This window comes from Drancourtella sp. An57 (assembly GCF_002161525.1).
GTDB lineage: Bacteria > Bacillota > Clostridia > Lachnospirales > Lachnospiraceae > Sellimonas > Sellimonas catena.
Genome location: NZ_NFHY01000007.1, coordinates 76,819 through 95,098 on the forward strand (window position 1 = coordinate 76,819; position 18,280 = coordinate 95,098).

The window sequence follows — 18,280 nt, forward strand, 5'->3', positions numbered from 1 at the left end:
TTTCATACATGAACACGTAGAATATTTTAAAAAGTTTAGAAAGAATTCTCCGATTTTTTATGGAGTTATCCAGGTCACTGTGATAAGATAACACTATCTGAAAAGCATTCTGCTTTTCTCATTCAACGGCGTTCGCCGGATTATCCAATCAATCAAACTGAATACGGCAGAGACATCTGTCAGAAAAGAACAGACCTTTTCGGCTTTCATGGATTATGGTACACTGTAGAAAGAAGAACAGTTCCTTATCAGGCAGATGCAAAAGCCATCTCAGAAAGGAGACTGTCTATGAGAACAAATGAAACCAATCAAAAAATCACAAACGGCCAGGAAGAATTTATCATGAAACCCTATGTGGACTGGTGTTTCAAAGAGCTGATGCGCAATCCAAAGACGAGACAGGGATTTATTGCAGTGCTGCTGAAAGTCCCACCCGAAGAAATCGGCGAGACGATTCTGCTGAAAAATGAGCTTTCCCGGCGGTCCGAAGAGGAAAAACAGGGCATTCTGGATGTACACGTCCTTTTACGGAACGGAGTTCAGATCGACATGGAGATGCAGGTTGCCTATGTGGATTACTGGGACGAGCGGCAGATGTTTTATCTGTGCAAGATGTTTGCCGATCAGCTGAAAAAAGGAGAAGGGTATGAGAAACTTCAGAAGTGCATCCAGGTCGGAATCCTGAATTTCACATATTTCCATGATGATGACATCAGTTACCACGTGATCAATTTTCGGGATAACAAGACCATGAAGCTGTACAGCGATAAGATGGAGATTCAGATTCTGGAACTGCCCAAGATACCGGAAGGTTATCAGGATCCGGACGGGATTGTAGCATGGATGAAATTCTTCCGGGGGCCGGACAAAAAGGAGATGGAAGAATTGGCAAAAGAAAATCCATATTTGGAAGAGGCATACGAAGACCTGTTGGAAATGAGCCAGGATGAAGAAAAAAGGCGCGAATATGAAGCGAGGGAACGGGCGATCCGCGACTATGAGCATTTCAAACATGCGGCAGAGCGTGCAGCAGAGCGCGCACTCAAGGAGGGACACGAAAAAGGAATGCGCCAGGGAATCCAGGAGGGAATTCAACAGGGAATTCAACAGACATTAATTGATTTGTATCGGAAGCAGGTGCTGACCGTGGAACAGGCGGCCGTGGAATGTGGAATGACGGTGGAGGAATTCCAAAAACTTCTTTAAAATTGGTTTGGACGGATCAGGAACAGAACGAAGAGTTTTTTATACCGGATGTGGTTTTGATGGGGAGTCCGAATACACCTTATCCGCTCTCCTGGAAAAAGCATCAGGAAGAGAACAATTTGCATAAGGAGGACATAAATATGAAAACAATCTATTTTGCTGGAGGGTGCTTCTGGGGAATGGAAGCATTTATGAAAAAGCTGCCGGGTGTTGCAGAGACGACGGCCGGATATGCCAATGGCAGAACGGAGAATCCGACGTATCAGGAGGTCTGCAGCAATACGACAGGGCACGCGGAGACGGTGAAGGTCGTGTATGATCCGGAACAGATTTCCCTGGAACTGTTATTAAAAGCCTTTTTCAAGGTTGTGGATCCGACGGAGCTCAACCGGCAGGGCGGTGACGTTGGGGAACAGTACCGGAACGGCATCTATTATGTGGATGTAGAGGACCGGCCCGTGATTGAGGCGGCAATCGAGAAGGAGAAGCAGAAGTATGCAAATCCGGTTGTGACAGAATGCATGCCCCTTGCCTGCTTTTATGATGCAGAAGAATACCATCAGGATTACCTGGATAAGAATCCGGCCGGCTACTGCCATATCAACCTGCTGGATGCGGACGAATTCATTGCAGAAGAAATGGGAGAGGAAAGTATATGTTAATGCATCATGCGTGTATGCTCTGTAATTTAAATCAGGTGTATCGTGTGATCCGTCTGCTGGATATGGATGAGGAGGAAGAACTTCGCTTGTCGGTGAAGCGCTCAGAAGACCCGCTTTGTGGTGCCCTGCGTCTGGCAGCCGCTGGAAATCAGATTGATTTTGCAGGGAGCAGAGAAGTCCGTTTTGTGATGGAAGAAGTATACCATCGGATGAATGGAATGCTGGCGGTGGATGACAGCGGGCAGCTCTTTAAAGATTTGAAAGATGCAAAAAGTGTGTTGTATATAGGGGATAACTGCGGAGAAATTGTGTTGGATAAACTGTTTATAGAAGAAATCCGGAAGCAGTATCCAGATCTTTCCGTTACATATGGAGTCAGAGGGGAACCGATTGTCAATGATGTGACGATTCTGGATGCCCGCATGACAGGAATGGAAAGAGTGGCAGAGGTGATCGAGAACGGAAGCGGAGCCCTTGGTACGGTACTGTCAGATACTTCTTTGCAATTTCGGAATGTGTTTGAAAAGGCGGATGTTATTATCAGCAAAGGTCAGGGCAATTTTGAAAGTCTCAGTGAATGCACGGACAAGAACATTTACCATTTGATGATGGTAAAATGTGAGAGAATCGCCGGGATTTTGAAGGCTCCAGTTGGAGAATTGATCTGCTGTCATGGAGTCCGGTGACAAAGAGAGCTTATCAAGTCTGTTTCGGACGTCTATTAAAGAATCAGAAAAGATACCCCATACTGCAACTATAACAAAGCTGCAGCATGGGGCTGTTTTTATTTCTGAACTTCTTTCCTCAGCACTTCTTTTGGCGGCTCAATTTCCAGAGCGATCGTGTGCTCGGTGAGCTCGGAAAGTGCCCGGATTTTCTTATTTAGGAGCGGGCGCATGCAATTCGGTACATGTTCCTGATGAGCCCGGTGGATGGCTACACATTCCTTGCAGTTGCCGTGGTAGCGGCAGGCTTTCTGGCAAGGGCAGTGATCCTTGTCCTTATATTCTTCCCGGAATGCGGAGGCAAACTCCTCCTGAAGCCGCAGTCCTTCGGCGCGGTCGCCACGGTGAAAGGCTTCCATTGCTTCTTTTTGTTTTGGATTTCCTTCGATGATCATAGGTATCCCTCCCTGAGTCCTGTTTCCCTTTGTACGGCCTTATTTTAGCACACTTTCGCTGCCTGTGGAAGTCAAAAGAAGAGGAGTAAGCGGCCGGTCCGTCAGAAGATAGAGTTCGTGGAGGGCACGGGTGATGGCCACATAGAGGAGCTTTGCGTCCTTTGGATGATCCTGATAGTGGTCTTCGTCCGGCTTCCAGAGGATGACACAGTCAAACTCCAGACCTTTGGTCAGAGAGACCGGAAGCACCATGACGCCGTTGTGGAAGCTGTTGTCGTCCTCTTCCAGAGGGATGCCAAGGCCGGATTTCAGCTCTGCGGCCTCTTCCGGCGTCCGGCAGATGACGGCGATGGTTTCAAACTTCTTTTCCCGGACGTGCCGGAGAGTCTCCTGCAGCTGGTAGAAGAGTCCGGAAGGCTCTGCCTGCAGAATGGATACCGGCTGACCATGGCGGATCACCGGATCGATCTGGTAGCCGCCCTGGGAAGCCCGCTGAAGGACTTGCCCTGCAAAGCGGGAAATTTCTATGGTATTCCGGTAACTTTTCAGCAGAAGGTAGAAGCTGTCCTTTGGAGAATCAAACATGGCTTCTTTGAGCTGTTCCCAGTCGTTCATGCCGGTCTCGTAGCGGATGTTCTGGGAGACGTCCCCCATAATGGTAAAGTAACAGTCATGAAGCATCTGCTTGAGGACATAATAGACGGTTTCACCGAAATCCTGAGCCTCATCGATAAAGATCTGGCTGAATACATCCTGATCCTGTTTTTGGAAGATCCGGCGGTAAATGAGGCCAAAGGCGGCCGCATCGTAAACATCGGTTTTCCCTTTTGAAACACCGGCTTTTGTCGCAGAAAAATCAAGAGAGGAATCCTGTTCTTCCAATTCGGTGAGAAATGCAAGGTAAAGTCCCGGAACCGTCCATTTGTGGACGGAAGAGTCAAAATACTTCCGGAATGCCTGGCGTTTGGCTTTCTTAAAATCGGATGACCGCTCGGTGCAGAGAAATTTCAGCCGGGAGAGAATCCGTTCATTTAAGTGTTTCTCGAACTGATAGAGAGAATCTTCCGGGTGATAGCTTTTTGCCTCCAGCATGCTCTCCAGAGAGAGCACCACGCCCAGATCCGGATCCGTGATATCCGAAAGGTTCAGTGCTTCCTCGGTAAGTTCTGCCAGAAACCGGTCCAGTGCCCGGATAAAAGGCAGGTGGCTCTTGATTTCCGCCTCCGGATAATCCGGAACGATTTGATACTGCTTTTTCCAGGCTTTCTCCATCAGATACGGGAAGATTTCATCCATCCGCATTTCGTGGATATGGTGGACATCCAGCTCCGGCAGACCGCTCCGGATATAGTGCAGGAGCATGTCGCTGCTTCCGATGATGCAGAACTCGGAGGGCTTGTAGAGATCTTCGTAGTTGTACAGAAGGTACGAGATCCGGTGGAGGGCCACCGTTGTTTTTCCGCTGCCGGCCACACCCTGGACGATGATATTTTTGCTGGGCAGATCCCGGATGATGGTATTCTGCTCCTTCTGGATGGTGGCGATGATATCCCCCAGCACGGCGTCCTTATTCTGAGAAAGATATTTCACCAGCAGGTCGTCATTGGCGGCGATATCATCATCGTAGTAGCCGTGCAGCGTGCCATCGGAAATGTCGTAGGTCCGTTTCTGGTGGAGATCGATTTCCACATCGCTGGATCCGGGAACGGCGTAATGTCCGTTTCCCAGACTGTTTTCATAGTACACATTGGCCACCGGAGCCCGCCAGTCCACGACAATCACGTCGGTCTGATTTTTCGAAATGCCGTTTTTCCCGATATAGCAGCATTCCGAGGCCTCGTAGGTCAGATCGTCGTAGACAATCCGCCCGAAATACGGCTGATGCAGCGCCGATCTGTTTTTGCGGAGGGTATTTTGCACATGCTCCAGAATATTCTGGCTTGCGACCAGCTGACCGTAGGAATCCCCCTCCCCCTTGCGGACAGCCTGAAACAACGCTGTAACCTCTTTTCGCGAGGCCTGTTCTCTGGCCTCATACAGCCGGATATTTTCCTGAATCACGGAAAGACAGCTTTCCAGATGCAGGAGTTCTTCTTGATAATCCTGATTCATCATGATCATTCCTTTCTTTTCCGGCCATCCCAAACACTGTCTTTCCATTATAGCAGGAGAACGATCGAAAGAAAATCCGAAAAAGTGGGATTTTTCCACTTTTTTCAGGTATGATAAGTGAAAAGCTTTTCAGAAAATATGTTTCGGCGGAGGAAGACAGTGGACAACGAACGATATAACGAAATTGTGACAACATACAGCCCGATGGTGTACCGGATTGCCCTCCACGACTGCAGAAATCATGCCGATGCAGAGGACGTCATGCAGAATGTATTTCTTCGGCTGTACCGGTTCGTACCGGAATTTCAAAGTGAGGAGCACCTGCGCAGATGGCTGATTCAGGTGACCGTCCGGGAATCCAGGCGACTGTTTGCAAAGCCCTTCCGGAAACGGGAAGCACTTCTGGAAGAACTGCATCCGGGAGCGGACACATTGGTATCCGGAAGTCCGGCGGATCTGACGACAGAGGAGGGAGTTCTGGCGGATGTACTTTTGCTCCCAAGAAAATACAGAGTCGTCATTTATCTTTATTATTACGAAGAATATTCCATCAGAGAGATTGCAGGAATGCTTGGGAAAAAGGAATCCACCATTCAGACTCAGCTTGCGAGGGCGAGGAAGAAGTTAAAGCAGACATGGGAAATGGCGGATGGAAAGGAGAGATTACGTTATGAATCAGACAGACGGGTTCAGAGAAATGGAAATTTATAAAATGGCATGCACCAGGCTCAGGCCGGATCAACATGCAGTGAACAAGGTGATGCAGAGGAAGCGGGCGGCCAGAAGGCCGGCCCGGAGAAAGGCAGTGGTTCTTGCGGCGGCCTGCATTGGAATGTTTGCCTGCTCGATCGTAGGCACAGCGGCGGCCAGACAGTTTCAGGTGGAATTTTTTGCAGACGGGAAAGTCCTTCAGATTGGAGCCGGACTGGAGAAAAAAGGGGATCAGTATGTGATCCATATGGAAGAAGGAACCAGGACCAGCAGAGAAATGACAGAAGCAGAGAAACTTGGCGTGTCTGTGGTACGGCATGAAGATCAGCAGACTATCGGACTGGTTCTTGGGGAAGAAGAGCGGGATATTACGGAGGAAATCCGAAGGGATGGACAGTACGAAACCATCTGGGAGAAGGATGGGAAGACGTACCGCATTCAGGTGACGGACGCAGAACCGGAGCCAAACGTTACCATTACAGAAGAATAAAGAGCCAGGATGGATACAAAAGACGCCGGGAGGCGCCCGATTCGATCCGACAGGATCGCTTTTGAAGGGCAGACTTCCGGCGTCCGGTTTCGTTATTCCACTTGGGTTAAGGCCTCCTTTGGCGTCATATGGTACTTTTTCTTAAAGACCCGATAAAAATAAGAAAGGTTGTGAAATCCACTGGAAAAGGCCGCATCAATGACAGAATACCTGCCGCTTTGCAGCAGCTGCCAGGCCCTTTCCAGGCGAAGCGCATTGATGTACTCCGTACAGGTCATTCCTACATGGGTCTTAAAAAACCGCATAAAATGCGATTCACTGAAACAGCAGATTTCGGCAAGCGTGGAAACTGTAATGGGAGATTCCAAGTGGAGATCAATGTAGTCCAGCACCAGTTTCAGCTTCTCGCTTTGCTCCCTGGAAGAAACGGAGGCCGTCTTTTGAAGGCGGAACGACCAGATCCGGTAAAATAACTCCAGAAACAAGGACTTCATCAAAAGCTCATAGCCCTCCTCCTGGGACTCATACAACTTGCTCAGACGGGACATCAGATCCCGCAGATGCGGATTCACAGAATGGCCGGAAGAAAACACATACGGAAACTGCACCTCCCGGTTTGCAAACGGACGAAGATATTTCATACTGCAGAGATCCGAACCACCCGCACCCGGAAAATTCATATGAAACACAAAGGACTCCGAAACCATCCGGCTCTCCGGGAACGAACCCGCAGAATGCAGCACACGCGGCGGCAGCAAAATCACATCCCCCTCCCCAACCGGATAATCACACAAATCAATATGATACACACACGAACCAGACCGGATCCAGGTAAACTCCGCCTCCTCATGCCAGTGCGCCGGCACCAGAGGAAACTCCTCCGACAACACCACATCATACTTCTCAAGCGGAAACAGCCGGTCCCCATGCCGCACACCCTCACGCTTCATCAAAAACGAACGATCACGAAGATCCATATCAGCACACATCCAATACACCTCCCAACCTGTTGAGCACTTATAGGTTTTTTTAGGGCTTATAGGACCTGAAAAGCAGAATCGTACAAAATAGTAAGATAATAATACAAGAAAAAAACAAAAAATGCAAGTATAATACAGTTAACCCTTTTGTTGGGGACGTGTACCGATGCAACGGAACCTGTCCCCAATGAAAAATTTCAGAATAGAGCGAGTTTTTAATATTGTATGAGAAAATGTGACAGTTCTAGGCGGCGATTTGGAGATGCCAGGGTACTGAAAAAAGTCAAAGGAGGAGTTTTGTTATGGCAAGAAAGTGGTGGCAGGATAAGGTAGTATATCAGATTTATCCAAGGAGTTTTCAGGATAGTAACGGGGATGGAATCGGTGATCTTCCGGGTATTATTTCTAGATTGGATTATCTGGCGGATCTTGGAGTGGACGCACTCTGGCTTTCGCCGGTGTGTCAGTCTCCGCAGGACGACAATGGGTACGACATTTCGGACTATCAAAATATTGATCCGATGTTTGGAACACTGGACGACATGGAGCAGTTGATTGCGGAAGCAAAAAAAAGAAATATCAAAATTATTATGGATCTGGTGCTGAACCATTCTTCCGATGAACACCGTTGGTTTCAGGAGGCGAAGAAAAGCAAGGATAATCCGTACCACGACTACTATGTCTGGCGTGATGGTGAGGAAGGAGTGCTCCCGAATGATATGAAGGCATCCTTTGGCGGTTCGGCCTGGGAATGGGTACCGGAGCTTGGTCAGTATTATTTCCATCAGTTTTCTGTAAAACAGCCTGACTTAAACTGGGAAAATCCAAAGGTCAGACGGGAGATTTACGATATGATTCTTTGGTGGATGGACAAAGGTGTTGGAGGATTCCGTCTGGATGTCATCGATCAGATTGCCAAAGAACCAGATAAGAAAATCACGACAAACGGTCCAAAACTGCATGAATTTCTGCGGGAGTTAAGTAAAGAAACATTCCAGAAGGCAGATCTGATTACGGTCGGTGAAACATGGGGCGCGGACCCGGAACGGGCAAAACGTTACAGCAATCCGGACGGCAGCGAATTTTCCATGGTATTCCAGTTTGAGCACGTGATGCTGGATCAGGAAGAAGGAAAAGAAAAATGGGACCTCAGCCCGCTTCCATTTGTGGAACTGAAGAAAAACTTTGCAAAATGGCAGAAAGAACTGCACGGAAGCGGCTGGAACAGCCTGTTTTGGAACAACCATGACCTTCCAAGAATCGTATCCAGATGGGGAAATGACAAAGAATACCGCGTAGAATCCGCCAAAATGCTTGCAACCATTCTACACGGAATGCAGGGAACTCCATATATTTATCAGGGAGAAGAACTGGGAATGACAAACGTAAGATTCCCGGATATTACCCATTACCGCGATATCGAGACACTCCATATGTACGAGGAGCGGCTGGAAGCAGGATACAAAAAAGAAGATATTATGAAATCCATTTACGCAAAAAGCCGCGATAACGCACGGACACCAATGCAGTGGAACGACAGCACAAACGCAGGATTTACCACAGGAACCCCATGGATCGAAGTCAATCCAAACTACACAGAAATCAATGCAGAAAATGAAACCAAAGATCCAGATTCTATTTACAACTACTATAAAAAGCTGATAAAATTACGGAAGGCAAACGAAATCTTCACAGAAGGAGAATTCCATCTCCTGCTTGAAGAAGACTCACAGATTTTTGCATACACACGCACAACTGAAACAGAAACAATGTGCGTCATCGCAAACTTTACAGCTACACCGGCACCATGCAGACTGATAGAAAAATGGAATAAAACAGAAAAACTGATACATAACTATAACACAGAAAACACAGACGGAATATTACGTCCGTACGAAGCAATAATCTATATTGACAGATAATTAAAAAACAACTGTATTTTGGGGACGTGTTCCGGTGCATCGGAACACGTCCCCGTAAAAGGGTGATGGTAACTATGTTGGAGCTGGATTATTTTGGGATTGATGGTGCTGTTGGAGGGAATCAGGACTGGTTTTCGAATGTAGTGATGCATATTGGTGGCTGTGCAGCAGCGGCGGCTTGTGATACGTGTATTTATTTTGGAAAGAGATTTGGAAATACAGGATGGTATCCGTTTGACATTGAAAATCTGAATAAGGATGACTATGTTGTGTTCAGCCAGATGATGAAGCCGTATATCAAGCCGCGGGTTGGAGGCGTGAAGAATCCGGAGTGGTTTGTGGATGGTTTTTCACGGTATCTTGAGGATCATCCGGATCCGGAAAGGCCGAAACTTCGGATGGAGATTTTGTGGGGCGGAGAGCCGGAAGGAAAAGCGAAGGAGGCTTTGAAGGAGCGGATGGATAGAGGGTATCCGGTGCCGTTTCTGCTTTTACGTCATCAAAACCGGGAGGTGTTTGAGGATTATATCTGGCACTGGTTTATGGTGATAGGCTATGAGGAGACGGAGAAGGATTTTCTGATTCAGACGGCGACTTACGGAGAGAAGAAGGCTTTTTCCTTTCACGAGATCTGGAATACGGGCTGTGAGGAGAAGGGCGGTATGATTTTGTATGAGCTGTCCGAAAAGTAATGGCCGGAATTATGCAGGCCGAGCCTTCCGGATTGTATTACAGAAAAGAGGTTGACGTCAGAGTGTGGCGGCTTGCCTGCCGCAGAGGAGTGTGTTACAATCGTTTTAGCCTAATAAAGATAAAGGAGAGAAATGATATGGCAAATCCAGTAGTTACGTTTGAGATGGAGAACGGGGATATCATCAAGGCGGAGTTATATCCGGAAATTGCCCCGAATACAGTTCGAAATTTTGTGTCTCTTGCAGGAAAGGGATTTTATGATGGATTGATTTTCCACAGAGTTATCCGTGGATTTATGATTCAGGGAGGATGCCCGAATGGTACAGGTATGGGCGGCCCTGGTTATTCCATTAAGGGTGAGTTTGCGCAGAATGGTGTGACAAATGATCTGAAGCATACGCCGGGTGTGCTTTCCATGGCACGTGCGATGCATCCGGATTCTGCGGGAAGCCAGTTTTTTATTATGCATGAAGCGGCTCCGCATCTGGACGGCGCTTACGCAGCATTTGGAAAGGTGACAGAGGGAATGGACGTGGTCAATAAGATTGCTGAGACAGCGACAGACTACAGTGACCGTCCGCTGGAAACCCAGAGAATGAAAAAAGTTACGGTGGAGACATTCGGCGAAGAATATCCGGAACCGGAAACGATCTAGGTTAAAAGGAACAGGAAGATGAAAAAGAAAATCGACTATGAAAACTGGGATCGAAAAGAGATTTATGAATTGTTTCACGGCTATCTTTTTTATCTGACAGTTGAGATTGATATTACGGAATTCCTGGAGACGATTCATAAACATCAATGGAAATTTTATCCTTCTATCTGTTATTGTATTACCAAGACAGTCAATTTGGATGAAAGATACCGGTATGCAAAAGTGGACGGTCAAGTCTGCGTATGGGATCATGTGAATACTCATTATACTTTGATGCGCAAGAACACGGATCATCTTTTTACACATCAACGGACAGGATACCAGGAGGATTTCCAGAAGTTCTATGAGGCGTTTTTAAAGGATAAGAAAGAAGCGGAAAAATGCAGCAGCCTGTATGCCTATCAGCAAAAGGCGATGGATGACGTGCATATTTCCACGATGCCGAATACTGTTTACACGAGTCTTTCGTACGCCAAGCCGAATTCTTTTACAAAGTATGGAACGGACAATGTCAGTTACATTCCTTTTGTGATGATTGGAAAGTATCATGAGGAAAACGGACGGATGAAAATGCCTGTAACAGTAGAGTTTCACCATGCGGTAAATGACGGGTGGCATGCAGAGAATTTTTTCCGGCTGCTAGAAGAGTGCTGCCGAGGTTTTCAGCAAGAAAAGGAAGACGAAATGCACGATTAGAGAGAGATGCGAGCTGTTGCTGGTTCTGGCGGCAGCTCTTTTTCCATTTTACTAATGACCGGGAATGTGGTACACTATACGAAATATGGTGAAAAATGAAGAAGTAAGAGGTTGACTGCAGATGAGTATGGTAAAAACCGACAAGCTTGTATTTGAATATGAGAAACGAGACGAGGAAGGAAATGTCATCGGGAAGCAGCGGGCCATTGATGAGGTAGATCTGGAGATTGAAAAGGGGCAGTTTATTGCCATTTTGGGACACAATGGTTCCGGAAAATCCACGTTTGCAAAGCATATCAATGCGCTTTTAATTCCGGGAGGCGGCACGATGTGGGTCGGCGGCCGGGATACCAAAGATGAGGATGAGCTGTGGAACATCCGCCAGAGTGCGGGGATGGTGTTCCAGAATCCAGACAATCAGATCATTGCCACGGTGGTGGAAGAGGATGTTGGATTCGGCCCGGAGAATCTGGGGGTGCCGTCAAAGGAGATCTGGAAAAGAGTAGAGGATGCGCTGGAAAAAGTAGGTATGCTGGAATATCGTTACAGTTCGCCGAACAAGCTTTCCGGCGGACAGAAGCAGCGGGTGGCAATTGCAGGTGTGGTTGCCATGCGGCCGGAGTGTATTGTGCTGGATGAGCCGACGGCGATGCTGGATCCGAATGGCCGGAAGGAAGTGATCCGGACGGTCCGGGATCTGCAGCGGCAGGAGAAGGTGACGGTCATTTTGATCACCCATTATATGGAAGAGGTGACGGATGCCGACTATATTTATGTAATGGATAAAGGGAAAGTCGTCATGCAGGGAAATCCAACGCAGATCTTCTCGCAGGTGGATCTGTTAAAGCATTACCGTCTGGATGTGCCGCAGGCGACAGCAGTAGCGGATGCGCTGATTAAAAAAGGATTTCCGGTTTCCGCGGGAACGCTGACGAGACAGAAGCTTTGTCAGGAGGTTTGTGTCCTTGCAAAGGAGAGAGGAGTTCTTCAGAATTCCCTGCCGCCGGAAGTGGTCAAAGATCACGCGCGTACCCGACCGGACGGGGAGCCGATTTTAAGCCTTCGCGGGCTGAATTATGTCTACAGTCCGGGAACTGCCTACGAAAAGCAGGCCATGAAGGATGTCAATCTGGATATCTGGCAGGGCGAATTTATCGGCATCATCGGACATACCGGATCCGGGAAATCTACGCTGATCCAGCATCTGGACGGTCTGATCCGTGCTACCGGCGGAGAATTGTATTTTGACGGTGAAAATATTTATAAAGAGGGTTACTCTATGAAAGCTCTCCGGCAGCAGGTGGGACTGGTGTTCCAGTATCCGGAGCATCAGCTCTTTGAAGCGGATGTATTGAGCGATGTCTGCTTCGGCCCGAAAAATCAGGGGCTTTCCGAGGAGGAATGTAAGAAGAGAGCAAAAGAGGCACTGGAGATGGTTGGTTTTCCAGAGTCTTTATACAATGCATCTCCGTTCGATCTTTCCGGAGGACAAAAGAGAAGGGCGGCCATTGCAGGTGTCCTTGCCATGCGCCCGAAGGTGCTGGTACTGGACGAGCCGACAGCGGGACTGGACCCGAAAGGACGGGATGACATTCTGGATCAGATTGCACTGCTCCAGAAGACCACCCATATGACAGTAATTCTGGTTTCCCACAGTATGGAGGACGTTGCCAAATATGTGGACCGGATCATTGTCATGAATCACGGAGAAAAGATTTTTGATGACACACCGAAACAGGTTTTCCGACATTATAAACGGCTGGAAGAAGTGGGACTTGCCGCACCGGAAGTGACATATCTTATGCACGAACTGCGAGAATCGGGAGTTCCGGTTTCTACAGATATCACTCTTGTGGAGGAAGCAGCCGATGAAATAGAAAGGGTATTAAAACAATGATACGAGATATTACAATAGGCCAGTATTATCCGGCGAAGAGCCTTGTTCATAAACTGGACCCGCGTGTAAAGATTGTCAGTACACTGTTGTATCTGATTTCGCTATTTTTATTCCGGAGCATTCCGGGCTATCTGATTGCCACGATCTTTCTCTTTGGATGCATCAAATTGTCCAAAGTTCCGGTAAAATATATTCTCAAAGGATTGAAGCCGATCTTCATTCTGCTGCTGATTACGATTCTCTTCAATCTGTTTTTGACAACCGGTGGCAGAACTCTGGTTCACATCTGGATGTTCCGGGTGACGGAAGAAGGGCTTCGGACAGCAGTTTACATGGCAATCCGTCTGATTTATCTGATCATGGGCGCATCTTTGATGACGTTCACGACAACGCCGACGGCACTGACCGATGCCATCGAAAGTCTCTTGCGTCCGCTGAATCATCTGCATGTGCCGGTACATGAAATCGCAATGATGATGTCCATTGCACTTCGGTTCATTCCGATTCTTCTGGAGGAGACGGATAAAATCATGAAAGCCCAGATCGCAAGAGGAGCAGATCTGGACAGCGGAAATATTATCCAGAAGGCCAAGGCCATGATTCCGATTCTCGTGCCGCTGTTCGTTTCAGCGTTCCGGAGAGCCAATGACCTTGCCATGGCAATGGAGTCCAGGTGCTATCGTGGCGGAGAAGGCAGAACAAAGATGAAGCCGCTTGTCTACAGTAGTCAGGATATCCGCGCGTATGTGATCGTAATCGTATACATGGTCGTTGCGGTGGGAGCAGGAAGATTTCTGCCGTTTCATATCTGGATTTTTTAATGGTGAGGAAAGCATTCTCAGCGGGAGGGTGCAAAACAAGAATAAAATTTATGTATCAGAAAAAGAATCTTTTTACCGGCAAAACGGTAAAACAGATTCTTTTTTTGATACAATGGAAACATGATAGACAGGTGTCATGTTTTGTGTGCTATAGTCAAGGAAAAAGAGGAGGAGACAAGATGAGATATGAGTGGATGGATGCGTACTTGTTAAAAAAGCGGGGCGTGACGAAAGATTATCAGCCGGTTTGGAACTGGATCCGATATCATGTAGGCGGGAAAATGTTTGCAGCCATCTGCCTGGACCAGGAAAAGCGCCCTTACTATATCAATCTGAAGCTGGAACCGGTAAAAGGTGAGGTGTTCCGCAGCCGGTACGAAGATGTTCTGCCGGGATACTATTCTGACAAAATCAACTGGAACTCGATCCGCCCGGACGGGGAGGTGCCGGACGACCTGATGAAAGACATGCTGGATGAGTCGTACCGCCTGGTGATGGAAGGATTCAGCCGGAAACGGCAGCGGGAAATTCTGGGCATCACCTGTTGTGGTACAGAATGTTATACGTGCAGCTGTTATGGTTCCATCTGCGGGGGATGCAATGAGCTTTCCGGAAAAGTATTCCACGCTCCGAAGGGAAAGGCCTGCCCGATTTACCGGTGCGCCGTTTACAAAAAGTACCGTACCAGCTGTGCCGGATGTGAGGATCTGCCGTGTGAAATCTGGAGGACAACAAAGAACCCGGAATTGGATGAGGCGGAATTTGAAGCTGATATCCGTCAGAGGATGGAGAATCTGAAAAGAGCATACGAAGATGGCATTTGATTATAAGAAAGAATGCAAAAAATTCTACCTTCCGACAGACGATCAGGAAAGCAGAAGAACGCTTAAACCAGTAAAAAGGCGCCGGTCCTGCCAAGGCAGAAGGGAATTTCTGACCTCAGCAGAACTGGCGCCATTGTTATGTATGTGTCTCTATTCTGAAATAGATCCGGACGGCCGGTTGGAAACGGGAATGCCGTTGACTTCCACGCTGTCACTGAGCTGAATGACAAGGTATGGGATGCCGTCAATCAATTTTGTTTCCACCAGATCAGTCCGGTCCGGATTTACCTTGATGACCACATCTGGAGTCTTGACCTCGAAGGTTCGGGTGTTGGCCACGTTGGACGCCAGAAGAGACGGCGTGTCCCCGGCAGCAGCATCAAATTCCCGGTCAAACTGTTCCAGATTTTCCTCCCTGGCGCCGCTTCGCTCCAGAAGTTTCTTCACATCCGTCTTGTCCAGACGCAGCGGCTCCGGCTCATCTTTATGCTCTTCAATCATTTCTGTCAGATTCTCATGCAGTGTTTTTACGGTGTCAAAATTGCAGGAATCCCCAAGGGTATCACTGACCAGATACTGGAAGGTGGATTTCTGATCCCCTGCAGGCATCGGCACATGACAGCCAAGGACATTGTCAATCAGATCATCCTGAAATTCTTTTGCGTTTTTCGAATAATACAGAAGACTGTGGATGTCCGTGGAGCGGTCGTTAAACGCCGGGAACAGAAATCCGATATCCGGCATTTCCACGATCCAGTCACGGATCCGGTCCTCAATATGATTGGTCTCCGAATTATAGCAGAGCCCTGCCTTGGAAAGCTTCACCGGGCAGATGCTGCAAAGGAGAAATTCATATACTTCGTCTGAAGCATCAAACATTTCTTCCCCGTCGGAAGATTTTCCAGGCACATCGTAGTTTGCATGAATCAGAATAATATAATAATTTTCCCCATAATTATAAAAATCGATAATCTTTTGATAAAACTCGTCCAGAAGAGAATCATCCTGAAGTTTACTGTCCCGAAGTCTCAGAAGAAACTCCTGGGTGCCGCCGGAAGTTTCCTGCTCCAGCGGGAACTCCATATCCATCAGATTTTTCCCGATTCCTCCGGAAAGCGTCTTCTTAAACAGATCAAAATATTTAAACATTTCCTCCTCCGGGAGAGAAAGGAACGCATCTTTTGATTTCGTCTTTATCGTCTTTTCCCCGTCTACATAACAGCCACAGATCCGCGTAATGGCACAGTTGGCAGGAGAAAACTGCTTTTTAATTTCTGCGATTTCTTTTTTATTCATGTTCGTTCACCTCGCAGATTATCTTATCATGGATGAAGAAAATGTACAAGAAAAAGGCAGATTCTTTGGCCGCGGTGTGTTAAAATGAAGAAAGCAAACAGACGAAGGGGATCAGAACGTGAAACGAATCAAACTGACCGTCGCATACGACGGCACCAACTACTGCGGCTGGCAGGTACAGCCAAACGGAATCACAATTGAAGAAGTACTGAATAAAAAACTCAGCAAACTTACCGGAGAAGATATTCACATCATCGGAGCAAGCAGAACCGACTCCGGCGTCCACGCCCTTGGAAATGTGGCAGTTTTTGATACAACAAGTACAATTCCACCGGAACGGTTTGCCTATGCCATCAACCAGAGACTGCCAGAGGACATCGTAGTCACACAGTCCGAGGAAGTTCCTCTGGACTGGCACCCGAGATATCAGGACTGCACCAAATACTACGAATACCACATTCTCAACAGATCACTCCCGGATCCGCTGAAACGCCTGACCACAAGCCACGTCTCCTTCCCGCTGGATGAGGCCAAAATGCAGGAGGCGGCCAATTACCTCATCGGTACACACAATTTCAAAAGCTTCTGCAATATCCGCACAAACACGGACGACACCGTACGCACCATTTACAGTCTCGACGTTGTCCGGGACGGAGAAGAAATCACCATCTACATCAGCGGAAACGGCTTCCTCTACAACATGGTACGCATCATCGCCGGCACACTCATCCGCGTCGGCCGGGGATTCTATCAGCCAGAACAAGTCAAAGAAATCCTCGAAACAAAAGAACGAACTGAAGCCGGCGTCACCGCACCACCACAAGGCCTCAGACTTGCAAAAATACAATATTCATCGGGGACGTGTTCCGATTCAAAGGTACACGACGTAAATGAGTAAAAAATGGCCTTCAGCCCAGTAAAATCAAGGGCTGGAGCCAATTGTCAGATAATTTTCACTGGGGACGTGTTCCGGTGCATCGGAACACGTCCCCGGAAAGGAGGAGCGATGGGGAAGATCTATTTTGATAATGGGAGTACGTCGTTTCCGAAGGCGCCGGGTGTGGGCCGTGCGATGGCGGAGCTTCTGGAGCGGGGTGCGTTTAATATTAATCGTGGCGGCTACGAGGGGGCTTATGAGCTGGCGGGCCGGGTGCTGGATACGCGTGAGATGCTTGCGAAGCTGTTTCATGCGGAAAGTTCCAGACAGGTGATTTTTACCCCGGGAATCACATGGTCTTTGAACATGTTTTTAAATGGATTTTTGAGGGAGGGGGATCATGTGGTGGTCTCCGGCATGGAGCATAATGGTGTGATGCGTCCGCTGGAACAGCTGAGGAAGACGAAGGGAATTTCTTATGATGTGGCAAGGACGTCGTCAGAGGGCGAGGTGACAGCTGAGGCCGTGGAGAAGAAGATCGGTCCGAAGACAAGGCTGGTGCTTGTGCTGCATGCTTCCAATGTGTGCGGAACGGTGCTTCCGATTGAAGAGATCGGGGAGGTCTGCAAACGGCATGATGTCTTTTTTGCGGTGGATACGGCTCAGAGTGCGGGGACACTTTCTATTGACATGCAGAAGGCAAACATCGATTTTCTGGGATTTACCGGACATAAGGGGCTCAAAGGCCCGCAGGGGATCGGCGGCTTTTTGATTTCGCCGGAGCTGGATGCCTGTGTCCGGCCGGTGATTCTCGGCGGAACGGGAAGTCATTCGGATCTGCTGTCCCAGCCGGAAGAACTGCCGGATAAGTACGAGAGCGGAACGATGAATCTTCCGGGAATCATCGGGCTCCATGCGGCTCTTTCCTATCTGGAAGAAACGGGAATCGATGTGATCCGCAGGAAAAAGGAACAGCTGACCGCCCGGTTTCTGGACGGAGTCAGAGAGATCCCGGGTGTGCGTGTGATCGGAAAGCAGACGATGGAGCACCGGACGGCGGTGGTCTCTCTTGATTTTCCAGAAATGGATAATGCGATCGCGGCATTTCTTCTGGAACAGGAGTACGGGATTATGACGCGGGTCGGCCTGCACTGTGCGCCGCTGGCCCATCAGAGTCTTGGAACTTTTCCAAAAGGAACGGTGCGGTTTTCTTTCAGTGAGGAAAATACGGAAGAAGAAATTTCCAGAGGAATCGAAGCGGTCAAGCGGATTACTGAAAATAGAGATTATCTATAAACAATTATAATTATGTGAAAAA

Annotated in this window: 18 protein-coding genes and 1 pseudogene; 15 read left to right on the forward strand and 4 right to left on the reverse strand. The window is 48.1% G+C overall.

The window, feature by feature from the left end; all coding sequences use genetic code 11:
- Positions 1-288 precede the first annotated feature (288 nt).
- The 3 genes from B5G11_RS07205 to B5G11_RS07215 all read left to right on the forward strand — a co-directional run bounded on the left by B5G11_RS07205 (position 289) and on the right by B5G11_RS07215 (position 2,554).
- Positions 289-1,206, forward strand: a complete 918-nt coding sequence (locus tag B5G11_RS07205) for an Rpn family recombination-promoting nuclease/putative transposase (protein WP_087252681.1) — start codon at positions 289-291, stop codon at positions 1,204-1,206.
- A 140-nt stretch (positions 1,207-1,346) separates the two neighbouring features.
- The gene (gene msrA, locus B5G11_RS07210) at positions 1,347-1,868 is read left to right on the forward strand and encodes a peptide-methionine (S)-S-oxide reductase MsrA (RefSeq protein ID WP_204229577.1); all 522 of its coding nucleotides are present in this window, start codon (positions 1,347-1,349) and stop codon (positions 1,866-1,868) included.
- Entirely contained in the window at positions 1,862-2,554 is a 693-nt protein-coding gene (locus tag B5G11_RS07215) for an ARMT1-like domain-containing protein (RefSeq protein ID WP_087252682.1), read from the forward strand. Before msrA ends, B5G11_RS07215 begins: the two co-directional genes overlap by 7 nt.
- A gap of 98 nt (positions 2,555-2,652) precedes the next feature.
- Here the strand turns inward: B5G11_RS07215 and B5G11_RS07220 are convergent, their stop codons facing one another.
- Both B5G11_RS07220 and B5G11_RS07225 read right to left on the reverse strand, forming a co-directional pair.
- Positions 2,653-2,988: an LPS biosynthesis protein gene (locus B5G11_RS07220; protein WP_087252683.1), complete on the reverse strand. Its 336-nt coding sequence runs from the start codon at positions 2,986-2,988 to the stop codon at positions 2,653-2,655.
- Between the two features lie 39 nt (positions 2,989-3,027).
- A complete protein-coding gene (locus B5G11_RS07225) occupies positions 3,028-5,133 on the reverse strand; it encodes an ATP-binding domain-containing protein (protein ID WP_158099230.1) in 2,106 nt (701 codons plus the stop codon).
- A 126-nt stretch (positions 5,134-5,259) separates the two neighbouring features.
- Here B5G11_RS07225 and B5G11_RS07230 point away from each other — a divergent pair, with 126 nt between their 5' ends.
- Both B5G11_RS07230 and B5G11_RS07235 read left to right on the forward strand, forming a co-directional pair.
- A complete protein-coding gene (locus B5G11_RS07230; RefSeq protein WP_242958970.1) occupies positions 5,260-5,811 on the forward strand; it encodes a sigma-70 family RNA polymerase sigma factor in 552 nt (183 codons plus the stop codon).
- Positions 5,771-6,301, forward strand: a complete 531-nt coding sequence (locus B5G11_RS07235) for a hypothetical protein (protein WP_087167237.1) — start codon at positions 5,771-5,773, stop codon at positions 6,299-6,301. The genes B5G11_RS07230 and B5G11_RS07235 overlap by 41 nt, the downstream gene beginning before the upstream one ends.
- 92 nt (positions 6,302-6,393) lie before the next feature.
- On the opposite strand, the gene B5G11_RS07240 is transcribed toward B5G11_RS07235, so the two are convergent.
- The gene (locus tag B5G11_RS07240; RefSeq protein WP_087167238.1) at positions 6,394-7,290 is read right to left on the reverse strand and encodes a helix-turn-helix domain-containing protein; all 897 of its coding nucleotides are present in this window, start codon (positions 7,288-7,290) and stop codon (positions 6,394-6,396) included.
- A gap of 293 nt (positions 7,291-7,583) precedes the next feature.
- Here B5G11_RS07240 and B5G11_RS07245 point away from each other — a divergent pair, with 293 nt between their 5' ends.
- From B5G11_RS07245 to B5G11_RS16975, 8 genes and pseudogenes are all read left to right on the forward strand, one after another.
- Entirely contained in the window at positions 7,584-9,203 is a 1,620-nt protein-coding gene (locus B5G11_RS07245) for an alpha-glucosidase (RefSeq protein ID WP_087167239.1), read from the forward strand.
- Positions 9,204-9,268: 65 nt separating this feature from the next.
- Positions 9,269-9,895 (forward strand): hypothetical protein, encoded by a 627-nt coding sequence (locus B5G11_RS07250; protein WP_343215482.1) that lies wholly within the window; start codon positions 9,269-9,271, stop codon positions 9,893-9,895.
- 137 nt (positions 9,896-10,032) lie between these two features.
- Positions 10,033-10,551 carry a peptidylprolyl isomerase gene (locus B5G11_RS07255; RefSeq protein ID WP_087168552.1) on the forward strand — a complete coding sequence of 173 codons (519 nt, stop codon included), beginning with the start codon at positions 10,033-10,035 and terminating at the stop codon, positions 10,549-10,551.
- A gap of 18 nt (positions 10,552-10,569) precedes the next feature.
- Entirely contained in the window at positions 10,570-11,247 is a 678-nt protein-coding gene (locus B5G11_RS07260) for a CatA-like O-acetyltransferase (RefSeq protein ID WP_087168551.1), read from the forward strand.
- Between the two features lie 121 nt (positions 11,248-11,368).
- Positions 11,369-12,208, forward strand: a pseudogene (locus tag B5G11_RS16965) (energy-coupling factor transporter ATPase); the annotation flags it as partial.
- A gap of 48 nt (positions 12,209-12,256) precedes the next feature.
- A complete protein-coding gene (locus B5G11_RS16970; RefSeq protein WP_343215485.1) occupies positions 12,257-13,144 on the forward strand; it encodes an energy-coupling factor transporter ATPase in 888 nt (295 codons plus the stop codon).
- Positions 13,141-13,965 carry an energy-coupling factor transporter transmembrane component T gene (locus tag B5G11_RS07270; RefSeq protein WP_087252687.1) on the forward strand — a complete coding sequence of 275 codons (825 nt, stop codon included), beginning with the start codon at positions 13,141-13,143 and terminating at the stop codon, positions 13,963-13,965. Before B5G11_RS16970 ends, B5G11_RS07270 begins: the two co-directional genes overlap by 4 nt.
- 179 nt (positions 13,966-14,144) lie before the next feature.
- On the forward strand, positions 14,145-14,789 hold the full coding sequence (locus B5G11_RS16975) for an MmcQ/YjbR family DNA-binding protein (protein ID WP_087252753.1): 645 nt from the start codon (positions 14,145-14,147) through the stop codon (positions 14,787-14,789).
- 150 nt (positions 14,790-14,939) lie between these two features.
- Here the strand turns inward: B5G11_RS16975 and B5G11_RS07280 are convergent, their stop codons facing one another.
- Positions 14,940-16,085 (reverse strand): DUF4317 domain-containing protein, encoded by a 1,146-nt coding sequence (locus B5G11_RS07280; protein WP_087168548.1) that lies wholly within the window; start codon positions 16,083-16,085, stop codon positions 14,940-14,942.
- 118 nt (positions 16,086-16,203) lie between these two features.
- Here B5G11_RS07280 and truA point away from each other — a divergent pair, with 118 nt between their 5' ends.
- Together truA and B5G11_RS07290 are read left to right on the forward strand one after the other, a co-directional pair.
- Entirely contained in the window at positions 16,204-16,983 is a 780-nt protein-coding gene (gene truA / locus B5G11_RS07285) for a tRNA pseudouridine(38-40) synthase TruA (RefSeq protein WP_087252688.1), read from the forward strand.
- A 108-nt stretch (positions 16,984-17,091) separates the two neighbouring features.
- Entirely contained in the window at positions 17,092-18,258 is a 1,167-nt protein-coding gene (locus tag B5G11_RS07290) for an aminotransferase class V-fold PLP-dependent enzyme (RefSeq protein ID WP_087252689.1), read from the forward strand.
- Positions 18,259-18,280: the final 22 nt, after the last annotated feature.